This is a genomic window from Bacillus sp. JNUCC-21, from assembly GCF_041222765.1.
Taxonomy (GTDB): Bacteria; Bacillota; Bacilli; order Bacillales; family Bacillaceae; genus Bacillus; species Bacillus velezensis.
Genome location: NZ_CP166019.1, coordinates 454,956 through 474,261, shown reverse-complemented (window position 1 = coordinate 474,261; position 19,306 = coordinate 454,956). Strand labels below are relative to the sequence as shown.

At 46.6% G+C, this 19,306-nt stretch carries 23 protein-coding genes and 1 pseudogene; 8 read left to right on the top strand and 16 right to left on the bottom strand.

Features of this window, described 5'->3' with window-relative positions; all coding sequences use genetic code 11:
* Positions 1 to 186 precede the first annotated feature (186 nt).
* Positions 187 to 1,557 (bottom strand): UDP-N-acetylmuramoyl-tripeptide--D-alanyl-D-alanine ligase, encoded by a 1,371-nt coding sequence (gene murF, locus JNUCC21_RS02410; RefSeq protein ID WP_060563115.1) that lies wholly within the window; start codon positions 1,555 to 1,557, stop codon positions 187 to 189.
* A 76-nt stretch (positions 1,558 to 1,633) separates the two neighbouring features.
* A complete protein-coding gene (locus tag JNUCC21_RS02405; protein WP_003156199.1) occupies positions 1,634 to 2,719 on the bottom strand; it encodes a D-alanine--D-alanine ligase in 1,086 nt (361 codons plus the stop codon).
* Positions 2,720 to 2,872: 153 nt separating this feature from the next.
* Here JNUCC21_RS02405 and JNUCC21_RS02400 point away from each other — a divergent pair, with 153 nt between their 5' ends.
* Positions 2,873 to 3,190 carry a thioredoxin family protein gene (locus JNUCC21_RS02400; protein ID WP_003156200.1) on the top strand — a complete coding sequence of 106 codons (318 nt, stop codon included), beginning with the start codon at positions 2,873 to 2,875 and terminating at the stop codon, positions 3,188 to 3,190.
* On the opposite strand, the gene JNUCC21_RS02395 is transcribed toward JNUCC21_RS02400, so the two are convergent.
* Entirely contained in the window at positions 3,187 to 4,080 is an 894-nt protein-coding gene (locus JNUCC21_RS02395) for a cation diffusion facilitator family transporter (RefSeq protein ID WP_100001218.1), read from the bottom strand. The two genes, JNUCC21_RS02400 and JNUCC21_RS02395, sit on opposite strands and share 4 nt — an antisense overlap.
* 213 nt (positions 4,081 to 4,293) lie before the next feature.
* Between JNUCC21_RS02395 and JNUCC21_RS02390 the strand changes: the two genes are divergently transcribed.
* Complete coding sequence (locus JNUCC21_RS02390) at positions 4,294 to 4,473, top strand: Fur-regulated basic protein FbpA (protein ID WP_003156203.1); 180 nt, start codon at positions 4,294 to 4,296, stop codon at positions 4,471 to 4,473.
* Positions 4,460 to 4,606, top strand: a complete 147-nt coding sequence (gene fbpB / locus JNUCC21_RS02385) for a Fur-regulated basic protein FbpB (protein ID WP_003156206.1) — start codon at positions 4,460 to 4,462, stop codon at positions 4,604 to 4,606. The genes JNUCC21_RS02390 and fbpB overlap by 14 nt, the downstream gene beginning before the upstream one ends.
* Positions 4,607 to 4,632: 26 nt before the next feature.
* On the opposite strand, the gene JNUCC21_RS02380 is transcribed toward fbpB, so the two are convergent.
* From JNUCC21_RS02380 to JNUCC21_RS02345, 8 genes are all read right to left on the bottom strand, one after another.
* Positions 4,633 to 5,778, bottom strand: a complete 1,146-nt coding sequence (locus tag JNUCC21_RS02380; protein ID WP_369878535.1) for an acyl-CoA dehydrogenase family protein — start codon at positions 5,776 to 5,778, stop codon at positions 4,633 to 4,635.
* Between the two features lie 115 nt (positions 5,779 to 5,893).
* Positions 5,894 to 6,229, bottom strand: a complete 336-nt coding sequence (locus tag JNUCC21_RS02375; RefSeq protein ID WP_007410218.1) for a hypothetical protein — start codon at positions 6,227 to 6,229, stop codon at positions 5,894 to 5,896.
* Between the two features lie 94 nt (positions 6,230 to 6,323).
* Entirely contained in the window at positions 6,324 to 7,091 is a 768-nt protein-coding gene (locus JNUCC21_RS02370) for an ABC transporter permease (RefSeq protein WP_007410217.1), read from the bottom strand.
* Positions 7,084 to 8,010 carry an ABC transporter ATP-binding protein gene (locus JNUCC21_RS02365; protein ID WP_012116860.1) on the bottom strand — a complete coding sequence of 309 codons (927 nt, stop codon included), beginning with the start codon at positions 8,008 to 8,010 and terminating at the stop codon, positions 7,084 to 7,086. The genes JNUCC21_RS02370 and JNUCC21_RS02365 overlap by 8 nt, the downstream gene beginning before the upstream one ends.
* A gap of 101 nt (positions 8,011 to 8,111) precedes the next feature.
* A complete protein-coding gene (locus tag JNUCC21_RS02360) occupies positions 8,112 to 9,161 on the bottom strand; it encodes an AI-2E family transporter (protein WP_072588808.1) in 1,050 nt (349 codons plus the stop codon).
* 185 nt (positions 9,162 to 9,346) lie between these two features.
* Entirely contained in the window at positions 9,347 to 10,603 is a 1,257-nt protein-coding gene (gene dctP / locus JNUCC21_RS02355) for a C4-dicarboxylate transporter DctP (RefSeq protein WP_003156217.1), read from the bottom strand.
* 108 nt (positions 10,604 to 10,711) lie between these two features.
* Positions 10,712 to 11,383, bottom strand: a complete 672-nt coding sequence (locus JNUCC21_RS02350) for a response regulator (protein ID WP_003156219.1) — start codon at positions 11,381 to 11,383, stop codon at positions 10,712 to 10,714.
* Complete coding sequence (locus JNUCC21_RS02345; protein WP_014416956.1) at positions 11,358 to 12,980, bottom strand: sensor histidine kinase; 1,623 nt, start codon at positions 12,978 to 12,980, stop codon at positions 11,358 to 11,360. The genes JNUCC21_RS02350 and JNUCC21_RS02345 overlap by 26 nt, the downstream gene beginning before the upstream one ends.
* An 80-nt stretch (positions 12,981 to 13,060) precedes the next feature.
* Here JNUCC21_RS02345 and JNUCC21_RS02340 point away from each other — a divergent pair, with 80 nt between their 5' ends.
* Together JNUCC21_RS02340 and JNUCC21_RS02335 are read left to right on the top strand one after the other, a co-directional pair.
* Complete coding sequence (locus JNUCC21_RS02340; protein ID WP_033575053.1) at positions 13,061 to 14,113, top strand: TRAP transporter substrate-binding protein; 1,053 nt, start codon at positions 13,061 to 13,063, stop codon at positions 14,111 to 14,113.
* 85 nt (positions 14,114 to 14,198) lie between these two features.
* A complete protein-coding gene (locus tag JNUCC21_RS02335; RefSeq protein WP_012116856.1) occupies positions 14,199 to 15,020 on the top strand; it encodes a manganese catalase family protein in 822 nt (273 codons plus the stop codon).
* Between the two features lie 36 nt (positions 15,021 to 15,056).
* Here JNUCC21_RS02335 and JNUCC21_RS02330 read toward each other — a convergent pair whose 3' ends face one another.
* The 4 genes from JNUCC21_RS02330 to JNUCC21_RS02315 all read right to left on the bottom strand — a co-directional run bounded on the left by JNUCC21_RS02330 (position 15,057) and on the right by JNUCC21_RS02315 (position 17,163).
* Complete coding sequence (locus JNUCC21_RS02330) at positions 15,057 to 15,416, bottom strand: DUF4937 domain-containing protein (RefSeq protein WP_072588806.1); 360 nt, start codon at positions 15,414 to 15,416, stop codon at positions 15,057 to 15,059.
* Positions 15,391 to 15,750, bottom strand: coding sequence for a cupin domain-containing protein (locus JNUCC21_RS02325; protein WP_015416860.1), 360 nt, complete (start codon positions 15,748 to 15,750; stop codon positions 15,391 to 15,393). The genes JNUCC21_RS02330 and JNUCC21_RS02325 overlap by 26 nt, the downstream gene beginning before the upstream one ends.
* Positions 15,751 to 15,884: 134 nt before the next feature.
* Positions 15,885 to 16,256 carry a glucose starvation-inducible protein GsiB gene (gene gsiB / locus JNUCC21_RS02320; protein ID WP_007609544.1) on the bottom strand — a complete coding sequence of 124 codons (372 nt, stop codon included), beginning with the start codon at positions 16,254 to 16,256 and terminating at the stop codon, positions 15,885 to 15,887.
* 100 nt (positions 16,257 to 16,356) lie between these two features.
* Positions 16,357 to 17,163, bottom strand: a complete 807-nt coding sequence (locus JNUCC21_RS02315; protein ID WP_033575054.1) for an EcsC family protein — start codon at positions 17,161 to 17,163, stop codon at positions 16,357 to 16,359.
* Between the two features lie 166 nt (positions 17,164 to 17,329).
* Between JNUCC21_RS02315 and JNUCC21_RS02310 the strand changes: the two genes are divergently transcribed.
* The 3 genes and pseudogenes from JNUCC21_RS02310 to JNUCC21_RS02300 form a co-directional block, all read left to right on the top strand.
* Positions 17,330 to 17,695 carry a multidrug efflux SMR transporter gene (locus tag JNUCC21_RS02310; RefSeq protein ID WP_017419236.1) on the top strand — a complete coding sequence of 122 codons (366 nt, stop codon included), beginning with the start codon at positions 17,330 to 17,332 and terminating at the stop codon, positions 17,693 to 17,695.
* A complete protein-coding gene (locus tag JNUCC21_RS02305) occupies positions 17,692 to 18,099 on the top strand; it encodes a DUF5360 family protein (RefSeq protein WP_031378650.1) in 408 nt (135 codons plus the stop codon). Before JNUCC21_RS02310 ends, JNUCC21_RS02305 begins: the two co-directional genes overlap by 4 nt.
* A gap of 57 nt (positions 18,100 to 18,156) precedes the next feature.
* Positions 18,157 to 18,372, top strand: a pseudogene (locus JNUCC21_RS02300) (DUF2188 domain-containing protein); the annotation flags it as partial.
* Positions 18,373 to 18,430: 58 nt separating this feature from the next.
* Here the strand turns inward: JNUCC21_RS02300 and JNUCC21_RS02295 are convergent.
* Positions 18,431 to 18,784 carry a hypothetical protein gene (locus JNUCC21_RS02295; protein ID WP_007410203.1) on the bottom strand — a complete coding sequence of 118 codons (354 nt, stop codon included), beginning with the start codon at positions 18,782 to 18,784 and terminating at the stop codon, positions 18,431 to 18,433.
* Positions 18,785 to 19,306: the final 522 nt, after the last annotated feature.

Sequence of the window (19,306 nt, the reverse complement as noted above, 5' to 3'; positions counted from 1 at the left end):
CAATAAGGCGAGATGGTCAGGCGGCCGGAAGCGGCCTGACCGGATTCTTCCCGCGAACGAGGCCGGACCCCGCGCCGGACGGGATTTCCCAGCCGGCGGTCTTTCTTTTTCATACGGACAGAATTATTTCACCCTGAATTAGTTTCTTCATTTTTGTATTTTTTTATGATGCTGATCAGTATTTTTTCAGTTCTTCTCTAATAAATCTTTAACGATTTCTTCGAGCTTCATACCTCTCGATGCTTTAAACAGAAGGAGATCGCCGGAAGCGGCCATTTTCTGTATGGCGTGAAGCAGTTCTTTTTTGTCAAGATAATGGCTGACGCGCCCTTCTTCAAAATGCCGGCGCGCTCCGTCAGCGATGAATGCGCCGAGTGTGCCGTAAGTAAATACATGGTCGATTTCCGCCGGATTGACCGCAGCTCCGCATTCTTCGTGGAATGCTTTTTCTTCATCACCAAGTTCAAGCATATCACCGAGCACGAGCATTTTCTTCCGATAGCCTTTCATCGTTTCGATTAATTCGACCGCCGCTTTCATTGACGTCGGGCTCGCATTATACGCGTCGTTTACGATCGAGATGCCGTTGTCCGTTTTGACCAGTTCCAATCTCATCCCCGTCACCTTCAGGCGGCTCAGTCCCAGAGCGGCATTTTCCGGCGTAATGCCGAAATAGATGCCGGCGGCGTATGCAGCCATGGCATTCATCACATTATGTCTGCCGAGAACCGGAATAAAGAAAGAACGGTCGATCCCGTCGATATTGAAGTACGTGCCTTCTTCCGCTTGTTTTATTTCTTTCAGGCGGAGATCATTGTCCGCGCCTGCGCCGTATGTCGTTGTCCGGCAAGTGTACGTCTTTTGGCGGAGCAGCGGCTCATCCCCGAAATAAAACAGAACGCCGTCTTCCCGAAGTCCGTTTATAATTTCAAGTTTCGCCTCCGCAATTCCTTCTCTTGAGCCTAAATCCTGCATGTGGGATTCGCCGATATTGGTAATGACGGCCGCTTCCGGTTCAGCAAGACGGCTCAGAAAATCAATTTCGCCCCTCGCGCTCATTCCCATTTCTAAAACGGCGATTTCTGTATCTTCAGGCATGGCAAGCACAGTCAGCGGCAGGCCGATATGATTGTTGAAATTGCCGGCGGTTTTGTGAACGCGGTACTGCGTGCCGAGAACGGCGTGAAGCATGTCTTTCGTTGTCGTTTTTCCGTTGCTCCCGGTCACCCCGATAACCCGTGTGCCGAGCTCTTTCAAATAAGCTTTTGCCAATGTTTGCAGCGCCTCCAGCGTGTCATCGACCAGGATGACAGCACGCCCTTCCGGCGGATTCGGTTCAGAGCGGTCCCACAACACCGCGGAAACGCCTTTTTCGAATGCTTGCGGCACAAAGGTATGGCCGTTAAAATGCTCGCCTTTTAAAGGAATGAACAGCTGATTTTTTTCCAAAGTCCGCGTATCGGTTGCGGCGCCCTCAATCATTGTTTGTTCAAATTCGGGATTTGTCAGTGTGCCTTTGACCATGTCTGCGATTCGTTTTACAGTTCGCTTTATCAAAGGTGGCACCTCGCTTTCTGAAAATGTTGTCTGTTACGGGAAAAGACACTGCCCCTTCAGGCAGTGTCCGTCTTCATTAAAATGTATGTTTAATCAGCTGTTTTTCGGCATGGCGTTCTTTTGCCAGCTCAACCAGCTGTTCGATCAGATCACTGTAATCTACGCCTGCTTCTTTCCAAAGCAGCGGGAACATGCTGAATGGCGTAAAGCCCGGCATTGTGTTCACTTCGTTAATGAGCACTTGACCGTCATTGGTCAGGAAGAAATCGGCGCGGACAAGGCCTGATCCGTCAATCGCTTTGAAGGCTTTAATCGCCATTTCGCTGATTTCCGCATATTGTTCATCCGTCACTTGTGCGGGAATCATTAAATCCGTGTCGCCGTCTTCATATTTCGCTTTGTAATCGTAAAAGTCGGTTTTCGGCGCGATTTCACCGACGGCGGAGCATTTCGGTTCGTCATTTCCGAGTACGCCGATTTCGATTTCTCTGCCGGCGATTCCTTCTTCCACCACAATTTTCCGGTCATACTCAAAAGCCAGTTCGAAGGCTTTTTCAAGCTCTTCACGGTTTCGGCATTTGCTGATTCCGACGCTTGATCCGAGGTTCGCCGGTTTGACGAAGCACGGATATCCCAGCTCCTCTTCAACCTGCTGTAAGCAGCTGTCCGGCGTCTGTTTCCAGTCCTTTTTTAAGAAAGCGGCGTACTTCGCCTGCGGAAGCCCCGCTTGAGCGAACAAATGCTTCATGATGACTTTATCCATGCCGGCTGATGATGCAAGCACCCCGTTGCCGACATAAGGAACGTTCAGCAATTCCAGCAGACCCTGAATGGTGCCGTCTTCACCGTTCGGTCCGTGGAGAAGCGGAAATACGACATCGATCGGCGCCTTTTCGTCAGGCGACGCTTCAGGAAACATTTCCCGGTTCAATGCTGATAGAGCGAAACTTTCACCGTTTTGTTCCAGCTGAAGCATTTTCACGTTGGAAACCGGCTCAGTCAGCAACGGGCCTCTTTGCCATTCTCCTTTTTCAGTGATGTAAATCGGATGTATATCAAACTTCTCAGTATTAAGCGCTTTTGTTACAGCTAATGCTGTCTGCAGCGATACATTGTGTTCGGCTGACTTTCCGCCGTACACCAATCCTAGACTTGTTTTCAATGGATATTCCCCCCACAACAATTCATCTTTACTATCTTATCACTTTCCTCAGAAAATGATCTAATTATTTTTGGGCATTCTGAATATGAAAGCATTTGTATGTAATTCCTTTTTATTTTATATTAAAATGGCATGGAAAAGGAGATGTGTCATATGAAAAAAATCAGTACAACAGAACAATTTAATGAACTTATTCAATCCGACAAGGAAATCATCGTGAAATTTTTCGCTGACTGGTGCCCTGACTGCACGCGCATGAATATGTTCATCGGCGATATTTTGGAAGAATATAATCAAAATGATTGGTATGAACTGAACAGAGACGAGCTCCCTGAGCTTGCCGACAAATATCAGGTAATGGGCATACCGAGCCTTCTGATTTTTAAAAACGGTGAAAAGAAAGCGCATCTTCACAGCGCAAACGCGAAAACGCCCGAAGAAGTCACAGAGTTTTTATCACAGCATATTTAATTCGTTTCACGATCTTTGTTTATGACTTCAGGCTCTACATGAACATGGACATGAGTCACATCATGTTCATGTTTTATTGTATACTCGACTTCATCGGCTACTTCATGGCCTTCTTTCACAGACAGCCCCGGATCTACCGTAATGACCATTTCCACATGAACCGTGCTCCCTAAATACCTTGCTTTCACATCCTTCAGCCTGCTGACCTCTTTTATTTCTTTCACCGTGTGTTTATACGGCTCCAAATCTTTCAGATCAAACCCGTCCGTCAATGAGTGGGAAGCATCTTTGAAGATGTCCCATGCCGTCTTACAGATGATGATTCCGATCAGAAAAGCAATGACCGGATCAATCCACGGCAGATGAAGCCGGGCCGTTAAGACGCCTATAAACGCCCCAATACTGACATAGGCGTCAGAACGGCTGTCTTTCGCCGCCGCATGAAGCGCAGCACTTTTAACCCGATCTGCAAGACGGCTGTTATATACATACATGCCGTACATTACAATCGCGCTTCCGAGCGCCGTCCATGCCGCAATGAAGCTCGGCTCGGCCTCCGTTCCGCTGACAATCGCCTTTGCCCCTCCGATCAGCACTTCAAAACCAACCGCCATCATAATAAAAGACGCAATTAATGAAGAAATTGTTTCAGCCCGATAATGTCCGTAGGCATGATCACTGTCCGCGGGGCGCTGGGAAATCCGGAGCCCGATCAGCACAGCCAGTGATGCGACAATATCCGTGGCATTATTTAACCCGTCCGCTCTGAGCGCTTCGGAATGATAAATAAGACCGATCACCAGTTTGACGGCGGCAAGGATGAGGTACGCGCCGATATTAAGAATCGCGCCTTTCTCACCCCGTTTTAAGTTTGCCGTTTGATCATTCATGTAAGGACTCCTCCATTCTCATTCATAGTATGGATGGAAAAGCGGAAAAATAGCAGCTTTGATCTGAGCGAATGCAATATTCGACAGCATTATTCCCCGGGAAACTTTTTGTCGAAAAATTGGCGGTATTTTCCCTTTACATATGAATATGCCCATTGTATACTTTCATTAACTGATAATGATTCTCAATATCATTTGATTAGGAGGGTAATCATGAGGTCTTCTCCTCAGCTCAGATCATCAGTTGAAGGACGAAAAAAACATCTGATCCATTTGCTGATCAATAACGGAATATACAAAAAGTCGGAACGGCATTTATATGAATTATCGCTCGGAGAATTAGAAAGCGAATACAAATATGTAAGGAAGGTGCGGGCTCATGGCGAAACGTAAAATAAAAACATACGAACAGCTGATAAAAGAAAACAAGGCGGCCATTATGAATAATCAAAAGCTGATGAATGTGATCTATGACAGAATTGACCGCAAGCATCAAAAACTGCTCCGGCACAACAGCCATACATAAAAAGAGCCTTTTTCAGGCTCTTTTTTTTATTGCTCAAAGGCTTCCGCCGCTAATTTGCCGATGACCGCATCGTCCATCGGCGGATTGTGAAGGCCGGCCCGGGCATCCCGATAATACCGCTGAAGCGGATTGTTTCGCTCCAGGCTTTTTGCGCCGGTGATTCTCATTGCTTTATCAACAACAGAAAGGACGGCATTTGTCACAATATGTTTTGCCGCGCCAAGCTCGCTTTTGATGAAAGGACGGCGTTTCGGGTCATCATACATTTGCGCCGCCGTGAAGAGAAACTGTCTCGCTTTTAACAATTCAAGCTCCATTTCCCCGACACGCTGCCCAACGGCCGGCACGTCTTTAATCGGTCCGTTCAGGCTGTTCGGCGAATATTCGGATGCAAACCGGACGGCATAGTCCCTTGCCGCTTGAGCGATGCCCAGATAAGCAGCCGGAATGTGAAGCAGCCAGCCATTCACTTTCGCCGCTCTCGGCCCGCTGATAAGCTCCACAAGCCGCTCTTCACTGACCGTGACATGATCTAAAAGGAGATCATGGCTTCCGGTCGCCTTCATGGCAATCATATCCCATGTTTCTTCGACTGAAACGCCTGACTGATCTTTATGAATGAGAAAAACACCGGTCGTTTGTTTTTCTTCAATCCATGCCGTCACAAGCATATAATCCAAAGTCAGTGAAAGGGTTGTAAAGGTTTTTCGGCCGTTCAGCACCCATTTTCCGTCTTTTTTGACAGCGGAGGTGCCGGGTCTTCCTCCCCTCGTCGGACTGCCGGTCTGCCGTTCCGTCGCTGCCCTGTTCAGGACAGCTCCCTTTTTCACCTCTTCTGTGATAAATGAAAAGACATCTTCATCCCAGCTGTTTCCTTCTCCGAGCTCACCCATGACGGATAAATGCCAGCCGATTCCGAGAGCAACGGCCGCGTCTCCCCGCGCCAGCCGTTCCTGAAACAGCACCATATCATAAACGGAAATGCCTGCACCGCCGAATACCTCAGGTACCGTTAACGCCGTATATCCCGCGTCGCGCAGTCTTTGAATTTTCTCCGCAGGAAAACGGCCCGCCTCATCATCAAGCGCGGCTGTTTTTTGAAATTCGTCTGCAAGCAGGCCGATTTTTTCCATCCATTCCCTCTGCCGTTCATTCTGTATCCATAAAGACACTGGAATCCCCCCATTATAATTCCGATAAAGTTAATAAGTATTATAGAGATTCAAGTCTCGTTTCGCAACTGTGAGGCTGTACAAAAAAAACACGCTATTCCATGGAATAGCGCGTTCAGACTGCTTCCGGGCCGCGGTCCTGCTTAAGCCCGAGATAAATCAGCATATATGTGAGATAACCCATCGTCATCACAAGCCCGCCAAAGAAAAAGCTAGAAAAAATCGGCTCTTCAAACGCGGTAACTGCCGCAAGCACGATCCAGCTTGCATACAGGTAGATGATGAAATAACGGAATCCCGACTTCATTTTATATAAGAGAAACAGCCCCACTGTAGAAAACAAACCCAGCGCAAGCCTGAAATAAACAAGATGTTCGAATTGGAACATGAATGACACAAAGGAAAAACCAAGCAATAACACAATCGGTAATGCGGTAATAAAATTTCTCAAGTGAGCACCTCCGTCATTACCTTTATTATAAATCAAAATAGCATAAATTATTGATTTATCGTGATCTTTTTCACAAAAATGTCATTCCTTTACTTTATACCCGAACATCGCGTTTGCAAAAGCTCCACCAAGCGACGGCTAAGAAGAATACGATATGGATAATGATAATGCCTGCGGAAAATAACGGCGTCATTCCCGCAAACAGCGGTTTCGCCCCGCTCATATATTGCGTCAGGTCAGTATTTGCGAACAGCAGAAAACTTCCCCATTTGTTTTGGAAGAGCGACATAATCGTCACGAGTGATTTTGCGCCATACAGCACGATAAATGACAAAATGACGGCCGTTGCGCTGTTTCGGAATACAGAAGAACACAACAAGCCAAAGCATGCCATCGCAAACGCCTCGACCCAGTTCGTGCCGATTACTTTCAGGGTGTTCATAAGAAGCGTCCCTGATTCAGATGTCACCGACACGCCGAAGAAAGCCATGCCGAACAGCAGAGACAGAATATAGTACGCCGCATACAGGTACAAGCTGACCAAAAATACGGTAATGAGTTTAGATACAAAAATCCGCTCCCGCTTTACCGGGCGGATTAATAAAAATTTGATCGTTTTCTTATCAAATTCAGCGGAAATGATCGTTGCCGCGATCACGATCGTTAATGCCTCAAGCAGAATATTCAGCCCGGGCGCGTACGCCATATAGCCGATGAAATTCTCATCCGTTCCGGAACTGATGACAAGCCGTTTAATGACAAGCGCCATAATAAATTGGAGAACGGCCATCAGAATCAGCGCCACTAATGAGACTTTTCGGTTAAAGAGTTTCATATGCTCATTCGCTGTCAATTTAAACATTCGTCTCCCCCTCCTCTTGAAGCGCCGTCGTCACTTTCATGAATTCATCCTCCAGCGATTCCGCATACGGCATGATGGAATACACGAGAAAGTCTTGTCCGACGAGCGCACGGTTTAATGCCGGGATGTCCTTCTTCGCTACGGTGACGGTAATGCCCCCGCCGTTTTTCTCCGGAGCAAATTGCTGTTGGGACAGCCATTCGAATGCTTCGTCAGCCGGCTGAATGTCGAGGACGGCTTTTTCTTCTTTTTCCTCAGCGCCGCGCAGAACAACCTCTGTTTTGATCTCACCTTTTTGAATGATGATGACACGGTCGCAAAGGTCCTCCACTTCACGCAATAAATGCGTCGCAAAAAGGATGCTCGTCCCTTCAAGCTCCGCGAGTTCCTTTAAGTGATCGCGGAAATCCTTCATTCCGCCGGGATCAAGCCCGTTTGTCGGTTCATCTAAAATGAGCAGATTCGGACGGTGAAGAATGGCCTGCGCAATCCCGAGACGCTGACGCATACCGAGGGAATACGTTTTAACTTTGTCATGAACGGCATTGGTGAGCCCGACCCGTTCGATGACTTCCTGAAGCCTGTCCTCTTTGATGTTTTTGTGCATGTTGGCAAAGTGCTTCAGATTTTCCCACCCCGTCAGGTACGGGTAGAATTCAGGATTTTCCACGATCGCTCCAACGGATTCAAGCGCTTTTTCGAAATCAGCATCGTGCTGAAAGCCGTTAATTGTAATCGTGCCGCTGTTTTTCTTTAAAAGACCGACGATGATTCGGATAAGTGTGGTTTTTCCCGACCCGTTCGGACCGAGCAAACCGATGATCTCGCCCTGCCTGACATCCATGCTGATGTTTTTTAAAATGTGCTTTTTGCCTATTGTTTTGTCAAGGCCTTCAATATGTAAAATCGGCTCAGTCATACAGCCTTCCTCCTTTTTCACAAAAAATAAACAGTGCCCGTACAAAGGCACTGTCTGCATTATAACATTAGTCATATATTCGTGAAGAGCCGGAGCCGACGTTATGTCTTATCCGGGACCGGTCCGTTTTTTTCCTTCTCTTCATTATTGACGACATCCAGAATATCAAGCAGGAACACAAAAATCGGAATTCCGATAATCAAGCCCCAAATGCCGAAGAAATGTTCCGAGAAAATCAGAACTGTAAAGGTAAAAAAGATCGGCAGTTCCGTTTTCGCTGACATCAGTTTCGGATTAAGGAAGTACGTCTCAATCGCATGGATGACGAAAATGACCAGCACGATGTAGATGACATACGCTGCGCCGCCCGTCGTATATGCGATGATGCTGAGCGGAATGAGCGAAATCACCACACCCGCAACGGGAATGAGCCCGAGGAAAAAGACCATGATTGACAGGCCGAACAGCTGCGGAAAATGCAGAATCGCCAATGCGATCAAGGTGAGGATACAGTTCACCAGCGCGATAATAAATTGGGCTTCAAGCACTTTGCCGAATGTTCTCGCAAACTTGCTGCCGAAATAAGCAAGTTCGCAGTAAAAAACAGACAGCTTGCTGTGCTGAAATTTTTTCATAAACTCCGTGAGCCGCTTTTTCTCGAACAGGAAAAACATGCTGAGAATCAGTGACATCACGACCTGCAAACCGAAAGTGCTGATATCGGCCAAGTATGTATACAGTACATTAAAACCTTCTTTTACATAGGAACCGATATTGATATCGCCGAACACGCTCGATATCTCATCATAAAACGGAATGACATCGGGATGATACGCGATGTGCTTGATCTGCTTAATCAGCTGTTCAATCTGCTTGGCAACAATCGGGTAAAAGACAAAGCCTCCGACAGTCGCCCCGACAGCCAGCGCAATATATAAAACGGTGATGACCACCCTCTGGCTGATCCGGAAAAAATGGTTCAACACGTGCCGGATGACAGTCTCCAGCCGATCCATCAGAAAAGTAAAAATAAACGTAAGCAAAATCAAATTAATCATACTTCGGAATACAACTAACACCCCAGTCAAAACAAGAAAAACGGAAAAACGTCTGACACCCGGATGCTGAAAAAATTTAAAAATAGCCGCCATTTATACACTCCTGCTAGGACAAAAAGCCCTTAGATTTCATCTTTCACTCTCTAATTGTAAATTATATAACAAAATGACGCTAAGGTCTTTGTCCACCTCCTAATAAATTTAAACAAATTTATCTTTTTTACTCATGGCGGCCGAAAAAAAGAACGGCATGCCCGATGCATGCCGTTCCTTTCCTTTTATACCGCCGTTTTTATTTCTTTAACGGCCTGTGTGCTTTTCGCTTCGTCAAACTCATTTTCGCTCTTGGCTACGATGATGGTGGCGATTCCGTTTCCGATCAGGTTGACGATCGCCCTTCCTTCACTCATAAAGCGGTCGACGCCGAGGAGCAGCGCCAGTCCCTCCAGCGGAATAACCTGAAGCGCCGATAAAGTGGAGGCGAGCACGATAAATCCGCTTCCGGTTACGCCCGCCGCGCCTTTTGATGTCAGCATCAGCACGAGAATGATCGTAACCTGCTGGCCGATGGTAAGGTCAACGCCGAACACCTGCGCCAGAAAAACCGTCGCCATGGACAGATAAATCGAGGTGCCGTCCAGGTTAAAAGAATATCCCGTCGGAATGACAAGGCCGACAACCGATTTGGAACAGCCGTAGCGCTCCATTTTATCCATCATCCGCGGAAGGACGGACTCAGAAGAGCTTGTGCCGAGAACGATGAGCAGTTCATCTTTAATAAAACGGAGATAGTTCCACAAGCTGAAACCGAATAGTTTGCAAATGATATTCAAAGCGACAAATACAAACAGGAACATCGTAACGTATACAGACAGCATCAGACTCGCCAGCGGCTTGATGGAATCAAGGCCGAAGTGCCCGATCGTATAGGCCATGGCTCCGAATGCGCCGATCGGCGCCGCGCGCATGATGTAGCCGATGATTTTGAAAAAAACATGCGACAGTTTATCAAAGAAATCAATAATGCTTTTGCCTCTTTCACCGAGCGCCGCCAGGCCGACACCGAATAAAACAGAAAAGAATAAGACCTGAAGAATGTCGCCTTTTGCGAAAGCGTCAACCATATTTGACGGAACGATGTGAGTGATAAATTCAATCCAGTCAATCCCCTGTCCCCCGTTTTGCGTGTACTGAGAGACATCCCCTTTTTCAAGCTTGCTGTAATCAAGCCCCTCACCGGGTTTCATGATATTGACGACCAGAAGTCCGATAATAAGGGCGATGGTGGTCACGACTTCAAAATAAATAAATGCTTTTCCCCCGACTTTGCCGACTTTTTTCATGTCTCCCATCTTGGCGATGCCAAGCACGATCGTCAGGAATATGATCGGTGCGATAATCATTTTTACCGCATTGATAAATGTATCGCCGAGCGGCTTCATCTGCTTCCCGGCCTCAGGCCATACGAGTCCGACAATGACGCCGATGATAACCGCCGTGATGACCTGCACCGTAAGATTTTTGAAAATTTTCATCCCTACTCCCCCTTGCCTCTCGCTGCGTCTATACAAAAATGATAGCGTTTTCAAACAAAGAGGGGAAGCTTATGATCATAACGGACATTTTGGTCTTTTTGGTCTCGGCTAGCGGACGAATTTGTAGCGGTTAACCGGCCGGCCCACTCCCCCGTATTGAATGTCGAGCTTAATCTGGCCGTCTTTTTCAAGAAAATCAAGATAACGCCGCGCTGTCACCCTTGCGATTCCGAGCGCTTTGGCGGCTTCTTCAGCTGAAAGCGGCTCCGTCTGCTGTTTCATATAGGTCAAAATTTCATTCATCGTAAAATGATTTAACCCCTTCGGCAGATCCCGGGACGGATTTTGCGGAATTTTAAGCAGCATGTCAAGCTGCTCTTGCGACATGGTGTCATGCTCTTCAATTTTCCGTTTATATTGTTTATAGTTTTCGAGCGCCTGTCTCATCCGCTCCAGCTTAAACGGCTTCAAAATATAGTCGGCCGCACCGTTTTGCAGCATAAGCTGGATTGTTTCTTTGTCTTTTGCGGCCGAGACGATGATGACGTCCACTTCGAGCTTTTGTTTTCTGATTTCCTGGAGCGTTTTAATTCCGTCTTTTTTCGGCATGTATACGTCTAATACCACGAGCCCGGGCCGCAGATCTTTAATAAGCCTGATTCCCTCGTCTCCGTCAGCGGCTGTGGCGATGACGCTGAACCCCGAAACACCGGTGATAAATTCTTTATTCACCTCCTGCACCATCGGGTCATCTTCAATAAGCAGCACCTTGATGTCCATCGAATGATTCCTCCCCCTTCATCGGAAATAAAATAGAAAATGCCGTTCCCTGTCCCTGCCGTGTGTCGACTTCAATAACGCCCATCCCTTTGTCGACGATTTGTTTGACGAGGTACAAGCCGTATCCCGTTCCTCCCGTTTTATTGACGGTAAACCCTTTGTCATAAAGGCGCGGGATGTGCTGATCGGAAATCCCGCTTCCGTTGTCTTCTATTAATATAGCAAGCACTTCATCATTTTGCTCGATACTGATGTCAATATGTTTGTCCTCCGTGTCCGCTGTTTCGAATGCGCCGAACGCATTTTCAATTAAATTGCCGAGCAGGACGACAATATCATGCTGGTCGACATGCTCCGGAAATGCCGAGAAACTGCTGTTTTCATCAATTTTCACAGAAATGCCAAGCTCTTTTCCTCTTTTGATTTTGCTTAACAGCAGTCCCGCCGCAGCGTCATTCTGAATGGCCTGATGAAGAAAATCGGTGACGCTTTCTTGTTCTGATGATTCCTTAAAAGCAAGCTGGAGCGCTTTTTCTGATTTTCCGAGCTGAATCAGTCCCGCGATGGTGTGAAGCTTGTTCATATGTTCATGATTTTGAACTCTGAGCGCATCGACAAAATTTTTCACACCTGTCAGTTCTTCCGCCATTTTCGCCGCTTCCGTCCTGTCCTGAAAAATGGCGACGGCTCCGATGACCTTCTTTTTCATGACGATCGGAATTCTGCTGCTCATGATCACCTTTCCGCTGACTTGGATTTCTTCATTATATACGGCTCGGTTCCGCTCGACGATCTCAGGGAGCCGCGAATCTTTTAACACGTCCCAGATCAGCCTGCCATCGGTCTCTTGTCTGACATTGAATATCTGCTTCGCTTTTTCATTAAAAATGGTGATGTGATGCTGATTATCGATCGCGATGACGCCCTCATTCATCGAATGAAACGTAGCGGTCCGTTCCTCATACATTCTCACGATCTCATGGGGCTCCAGCCAAAACATTTGTTTTTTGATGTGGCGGGCCAGCAAAAAGGAGCCGGCCAGTCCGAACCCGAGCGCCAGCAGAACGATAAACAGTATTTCATGTTTCAGCTGAAGAAGAATTTCACCGAATCCGGGCAGCGTTTTACCGGCCAGAACGACCCCGATCTGATTCAAATCCCGGTCTTTAATGGGATAAAAAGCGCGGACGGCGGTGCCGATTTCTCCCTTTGCTTCGGAAAAATAAATGTGCTCGGCGAACGCCGCGGCTTCGTCCTCACCCCTTGAACGCTTTCCGATCATTGTGCTGACGGGATGTGAATAGCGGATATGATCCATATCCATGACGACGATGTAGTCCGCTTCATTGATGATCCTTATTTCTTCGACCGCATGGCGCACGTCTTCCCTTTGTTTTTTCTGCTCGAGGGCGCGTTTGACATCGGTCATCTCAGATACCGTCCGCGCGGTATTCATCAGCCGTTTTTTCAGCTCGCGCTCCTCTGTATGCTGAATATTGCCGATCAGCACGATGCCGACGATCAAAAAGGTAAAAAGCACGACGATATACGAAAGTATGGTGATTTTCCAGCGGATGGTGAGCTTTTTTTTCGTCATTGGCCTCTTCCTTTCCGTCTCTTTACGAAAACGGCCCGCCCGATTATGCTTGTTATAGAAAATGGCGGAGGGGGTTTTCGATGAAAAGCTTGCTGACTTGTCTCAGCCTGATGGTACTCGGTATCGGAACCGCTTTATTCATCGGCTTTCATGATCGTTTCTCAACGGAAGAACCGTATTATGATGACGAACAGGAAGGCCTGAAAGATCAAATCGTTTTCAAATTCAGCCATGTCGTTGCTGAAAACACGCCAAAAGGGCGGGCGGCGAATAAGTTTGCCGAACTTGTCTATCAAAAATCCGGCGGCACCATTAAAGTAGAGGTGTTTCCAAACGGGAGCCTCTATTCAGATAATGAAGAAATAAACGCCCTCCAAAACGGGGACGTACAATTCATCGCTCCCTCCACCTCAAAGCTCGGATCACTGTCTCCCGAATGGGGTGTTTTGGATCTGCCGTACGCGTTTACAAACTATAAAGCCGTGCAAGAAGGCCTCAACGGCAAAATCGGCACACGCCTGTTCGCTTCTTTAGAAAAGCATCATTTGAAAGGTCTGGCGTACTGGACGAACGGGTTTAAGCAGCTTACGTCAAATAAAGGACCGATCTTCACTCCGGACGATTTGAAAGGACAGGCGCTCAGGATCATGCCGAGCAGCGTGATCGAAGACCAGTACCGTCTGCTCGGCGCGCGCCCGCGGCAGGATTCCTTTAATTCCACGTTTCAGCTATTGGAAAGCAATCTCGTAGACGGAGAAGAAAATACGATTTCAAATATCTATTCTAAAAAATTTTATAATGTTCAAGATTATTTGACAATCAGCAATCACGGGTACCTCGGTTATGCCGTGATGACCGACGAGCATTTCTGGAATTCGCAGACAGAAAAAACGAGAGCCATCTTAACGGAGGCGATGAGAGAAACGACGGAATGGAACGAAGCCTCCGCTGAGAAAATGAATAAAGACCAGCTTGAAGAGATAAAGAAGAATTCATCCATTCATATTCATGTGCTGAGCAAAGCGGAAAAGAACACATGGATGAAACGCCTCGACCCGATTTACGGACAATATGAACAGGTAATCGGCCGCGGGCTTGTGCAGGATTTGTTATCCTTGCGCCGCGAGCCTTAGCAGGACCAATACGCCCATCTCCGTTTCATCCCTTTTCCCGCCGGGGAAGTAAATAGGGACAGAGCAAAAAAAAGGAGATGGAGACATGTTTACACATACGAAAAAACTGCAGCATCCGGCTAAACCGGATCGTCCTGACCCGCTGTTCGCCAAAAAGATGCAGGAAATTTTAGGGGGACAATACGGGGAAATATCCGTCGCCATGCAATATTTGTTCCAAGGATGGAATACACGGGGCAATGAAAAATATAAGGATCTTCTGATGGATACCGCGACGGAAGAAATCGGCCATGTCGAAATGATCGCGACGATGATTGCGAGACTGTTAGAAGACGCCCCGCTGGCAGAGCAGGAAAAAGCGGCTGATGATCCGGTCATCGGGTCCATTTTAGGCGGCATGAATCCGCATCATGCGATCGTCTCAGGACTCGGCGCAATGCCGGAGAGCAGCACGGGCGTTCCGTGGAGCGCAGGCTATATCGTCGCAAGCGGAAACCTTCTGGCAGACTTCCGCGCCAATCTGAACGCCGAATCACAAGGAAGGCTTCAAGTCGCACGCCTGTATGAAATGACCGATGATAAAGGCGTGAAAGATATGCTCAGCTTTTTATTGGCCCGCGATACCATGCATCAAAACCAATGGCTTGCGGCCATTAAAGAATTAGAAGAACAGGAAGGCCCGATCGTTCCTTCCACATTCCCGAAGGCGCTGGAAAAACAGTCATTCTCCCATAAGCTTATTCATTTCTCAGATGGCGGAGAAAGCGCTGAACAAAATTGGCTGAAGGAAACAGCGCCGGACGGAGAACCATTCGAATACGAAAAGGAACCGAAAGCGCACGGCGAAATAGCTAAGCTGGATCCCGTCCCGCCGTATGTCCACAACACGCTTCCCGGACGCGAGTAAAGACACAAGCCCAAAACAAACTGTTTTGGGCTTTCATTATGCCTTCAGAACCGTCCAGTCCGGTTCGTATCGGATGTCAGGGTGATGTAACAGCTCGTGAATGACATGTTCATCCTCTTCATACAGCATCACTTCTATTGAAAGAATCGCAGCCTTCTGCCCGTTTTCTTCGTATATTCGGTCATGTTCGTTCTCCATAAAATCATCATAGGCCTGTCTGTTCTCCCAAACGCTGATGATCTCTGCGATGAACAGGCCGTCTGCGTTTTTCCGCCACCCGCCGGCCTGTTTGACGAAGCCATTTACACATGATAATGCTCCCCACCTTGACTGTGCTTGCGCAAATGCTTCAGCGTTTGCAGCGTCTGTTTCACATACAATCTTTTTGATCAGCATGACGTTCCTCTGTGATGACTGTTTTCGCACGCGTATGCTCAACACACAGATTCACGGTTCTGACGTAAGAGCGGGTGCGGTGAATCGTGCCTTTCGGGATGAGCAGGCTGTCATTTGCTTTGAGCACTGCAGTTTCTTTGTCCTTAAAATCGATCAGCAGCTCACCTTCCAGAACGATGAACCATTCATCTGAGTCAGGGTGATGGTGCCAGTCATATTCTCCCGTAAACACTGCGAGGCGCACACAGTGGTCATTGATCTCCGCGATTGAAAAATTGTCGTGTTTTTCTTTGACTTTATTGGCGATAGCGAGCAAATTCAGCATGTCAGACACGAGTGAAAAACCCCTTTTTCATTTTATTGTATCGCAACGGCGGCTCAGATCAAGATTTTCCCAAAATAAAAAGCGATCCAGCTGATGCGCCGGATCGCTTTTGATCTGCAGGTTGTCTGCCTTTTATGCTTTTATTAGCTGCTTCGTCTGTTTCCGCCTTTTTGGCCGATTTCCTTATAAAAATCTTTGTCATGATTTTTACTTGTGGCTTCTCCGCCTTTTTGGCCGATTTCTTGATAGAAGTCCTTGTCATGGTTATTGCTAGTGGCTTCTCCGCCTTTTTCACCGATTTCCTGATAGAATTCTTTGTCGTGATTTTTGCTTGTGGCTTCTCCGCCTTTTTCACCGATTTCCTGATAGAATTCTTTGTCGTGATTTTTGCTTGTGGCTTCTCCGCCTTTTTGACCAATTTCCTGATAGAATTCTTTGTCATGGTTATTGCTTGTCGCTTCTCCGCCTTTTTTACCTGCTTCTTCTCTGCTCATTTTGTTATTATCTTGTGCCATTTTTGAATTCCTCCTTTAATTGGTGTTGGTTGTTGGTTTCCCGATTTCAGAACTGCTAAACAAAGAAAACACATTGAATGTGTTTTCGGGCGGTTTTTTATCATTCTGTATCCCTCATGCGTTTTAGAATCCGGCGTTTTTTATAGAGCATGATGCCTGTTTCCGCGATGCTTTCTAAAGCTGAACGGTTGGCGGACGCGCCGAAGATGATGCCTGCGGCCGGAACCATTTGCAGCAGTTTTTTCGCGGCGAACGTATCGCGATAGCTGTAAACGACTTCCCGCCAGCCTTGGATTTGCGAGGCGACGCGCTGATAGGCGCGGTCGTTTTGATCATATTGCCGTAAATCTTGCAGGATCGCTTTTTTTCCGATGACGTCACTGGATGCAAGCTGGAGCAATTTGACGATAAACACGCGTTCTTTCTTGTCTTTCGGATCAAAGCCGTAAGCAACCGCGATATCCTGCAGCGTCTTTAAGGACAGGCCGAGCATCGCCGGAATGTCTGCCGCCAGCGTGAATACGCCGCCGACTCCCGTTGCGGCTCCCTGCACCGTCGCGGCCTTTACGCTTGTACGCGCTATGGCTTCTGCGATTTCGTCCATGACGGCAAGCGGCGCAATGCGGATGTCGTGAAGCGTTCGACATGTACCGTGCGGCAGCCGTTTTTGAAACTTTTTCGTGATGCGCTTTTCAGATGTCAGGTACTGTCCGCCTGACTGAATAAACGTTCCCGTTTCATCGAGAATGAGTCCGATTTTCCTCTGAATAAATTGCGGTGTCAGCTTGTCCAAAAGCTGAAACGGCAAGCGGGTGAATGTTTGCCAGAACATCACCCTCTGCTGCGCCTTTTCCCATTTTTGAATGTCTCTCAGTTGTCTTTCCAGGTCTGTCCGCTCTTCTGTCACCCGTCCTGCACGTCCTTTCTGATTTCTTTGTTCATAGTATACCTTTATGGCGTTTTCTTTTAACACCCGGACGGATTTTTTATCCGGAAAACATTCCATTGTTTAATTTTCTTCAAATTCTGTATATTGTATAATTTTGAATAATACGATTGAAGGAGAATGTTGAATGCAATGGATTTATTTAAGTTTAGCGATCATTTTTGAAGTATTGGGTACGGTCAGCATGAAATTATCAAATGGATTTACAAAACTTGTCCCAAGTATTTTATTATTATTGTTTTATATCGGCAGCCTTTGTTTTCTTACTTTGACTTTGAAATATATAAGTGTCTCCATCGCGTATGCGGTCTGGTCGGGAATGGGGATCGTGCTGATTTCCATGATCGGAATTTTTTTCTTTCATGAACAGTTCTCTGTTATAAAAGCCGTCTCTGTTCTTCTGATCATCATCGGTGTCGTTTCCTTAAACTTTATTTCTGAAAGTGAAACGTCATCAAACGGCATCAGCGTTCATACGGACAGAAACAGATGATGAAAGGGTTAAAGGTTCTCTTCCTCATTACAGATATTGGATTTATCATTTATTGGATTGTTACTTTTTTTGAGTGGATTCCAAAAAACATGGTGTTTAAAGATTATGATAACGCCATGATCATGGCCTGGAACTGGTCATTCTTTCCCTTAGATATTTTCATTTCGATAACCGGGCTGTACAGCTTGTTTCTTTATAAACGGAAACATGCGTTATGGCGCTCTTTCGCATTAATATCACTTGTGCTGACCTTTTGTTCAGGCCTGCAAGCGATAGCCTTTTGGGTATTTATCGGTGATTTTGATCTTATGTGGTGGGCATTCAATCTGTACTTGCTTCTTTATCCTTTATATTTTATTCAGAAATTGCTGGTCTCTCGTAAAACTAGCTGTCATTCTTTTTGATGAGGCGGTTTTCTTTTTCTTCAGGCGGGAAACACTTTTCATAAAGGAGTGATAGACATGCCTTGGTCTATGAAGGATTATCCGCAATCATTGAAGAATCTCGAGGAACCTGTGAAGAAAAAAGCGATCGAAATCGCGAATGCGATGGTAGATGAGGGTTATGAAGAAGGACGGGCCATTCCCATTGCGACAAGTCAGGCGAAAGAGTGGAAAAAAAACGCTTCTAAGGAAGAAATCGATCAGCTGATGAAACACGATGATGAAACGAAACGCGGAAATTGAATCGGAATAAAGGAAAAACCCCGCTCTCAAGAGAACGAGGTTTTTCTGATTATAAACCGTAATAATAAGATAGTGTGGTGACTGAAACGTAGCCTGTCGCTCCTGCATACGTGACTTTCAGCCATTTATTGGAATTGGTGTAGTGGCCTTGAACATATTCTCCGGTTACCCAAGAACCTGTAATTTTTTTACCGCTTGAGAATGTTGTGATTGTTGAACAGCTGACCTTAGAGCATGAGCGCATATTAGCACCGTAAATACCGACTGTGCCCCCGCTGGCTAAAATGGAAACGTCCGGTTCAGCTTTAGGTTTGAAAGCTGCTGCTGATGCAGAGCCGCCAAAAGCGAATAAAGAAACAGCAAAAATCATGGCTAAAGAAATGATCGACAAACGACGTACCAAGAAAATTCCCCCTCTTTTATCATATGGCCGGAAAGCTTTCCTGACGTTATTATACTTTTTTGCCCGGGAGACTGAAATAAGTCTAATGCTCCAACTTCTTTTCTTCGCAAGTGACCATGCCGATTCTTTTTTTGATAGATAACAGCGGTTTATTGGACTGGAATCACTGATATATCGTTGATTCAAACGTTTATTCAGAGCGGCCGGAGTTTTTCCGGAGGTCATTTGAATGGTACAGAAAGGTTTTATCTTCCAATGGAAAGAAACATTATTATTCTATTTACCCGGGAAAACGGAGGAAATACAGCGTCTTTTTCTCAAATCAGTTGGGCGGACAGAAAGTTGTGAAGTTATATAGGCAAGTGTCCTCTTTTCACCTTTTTAAAAGAACGCTCCACGCATCCGTGCATGATCGGAGGCGGAAACACGCTTTGCGAACGGCATCGCTTCTTTCCCGGAACGATGCCGTTTTCATTTTCGGACCTTTCTTCGGCGGGATACATATCATAGATAAAACAGGGC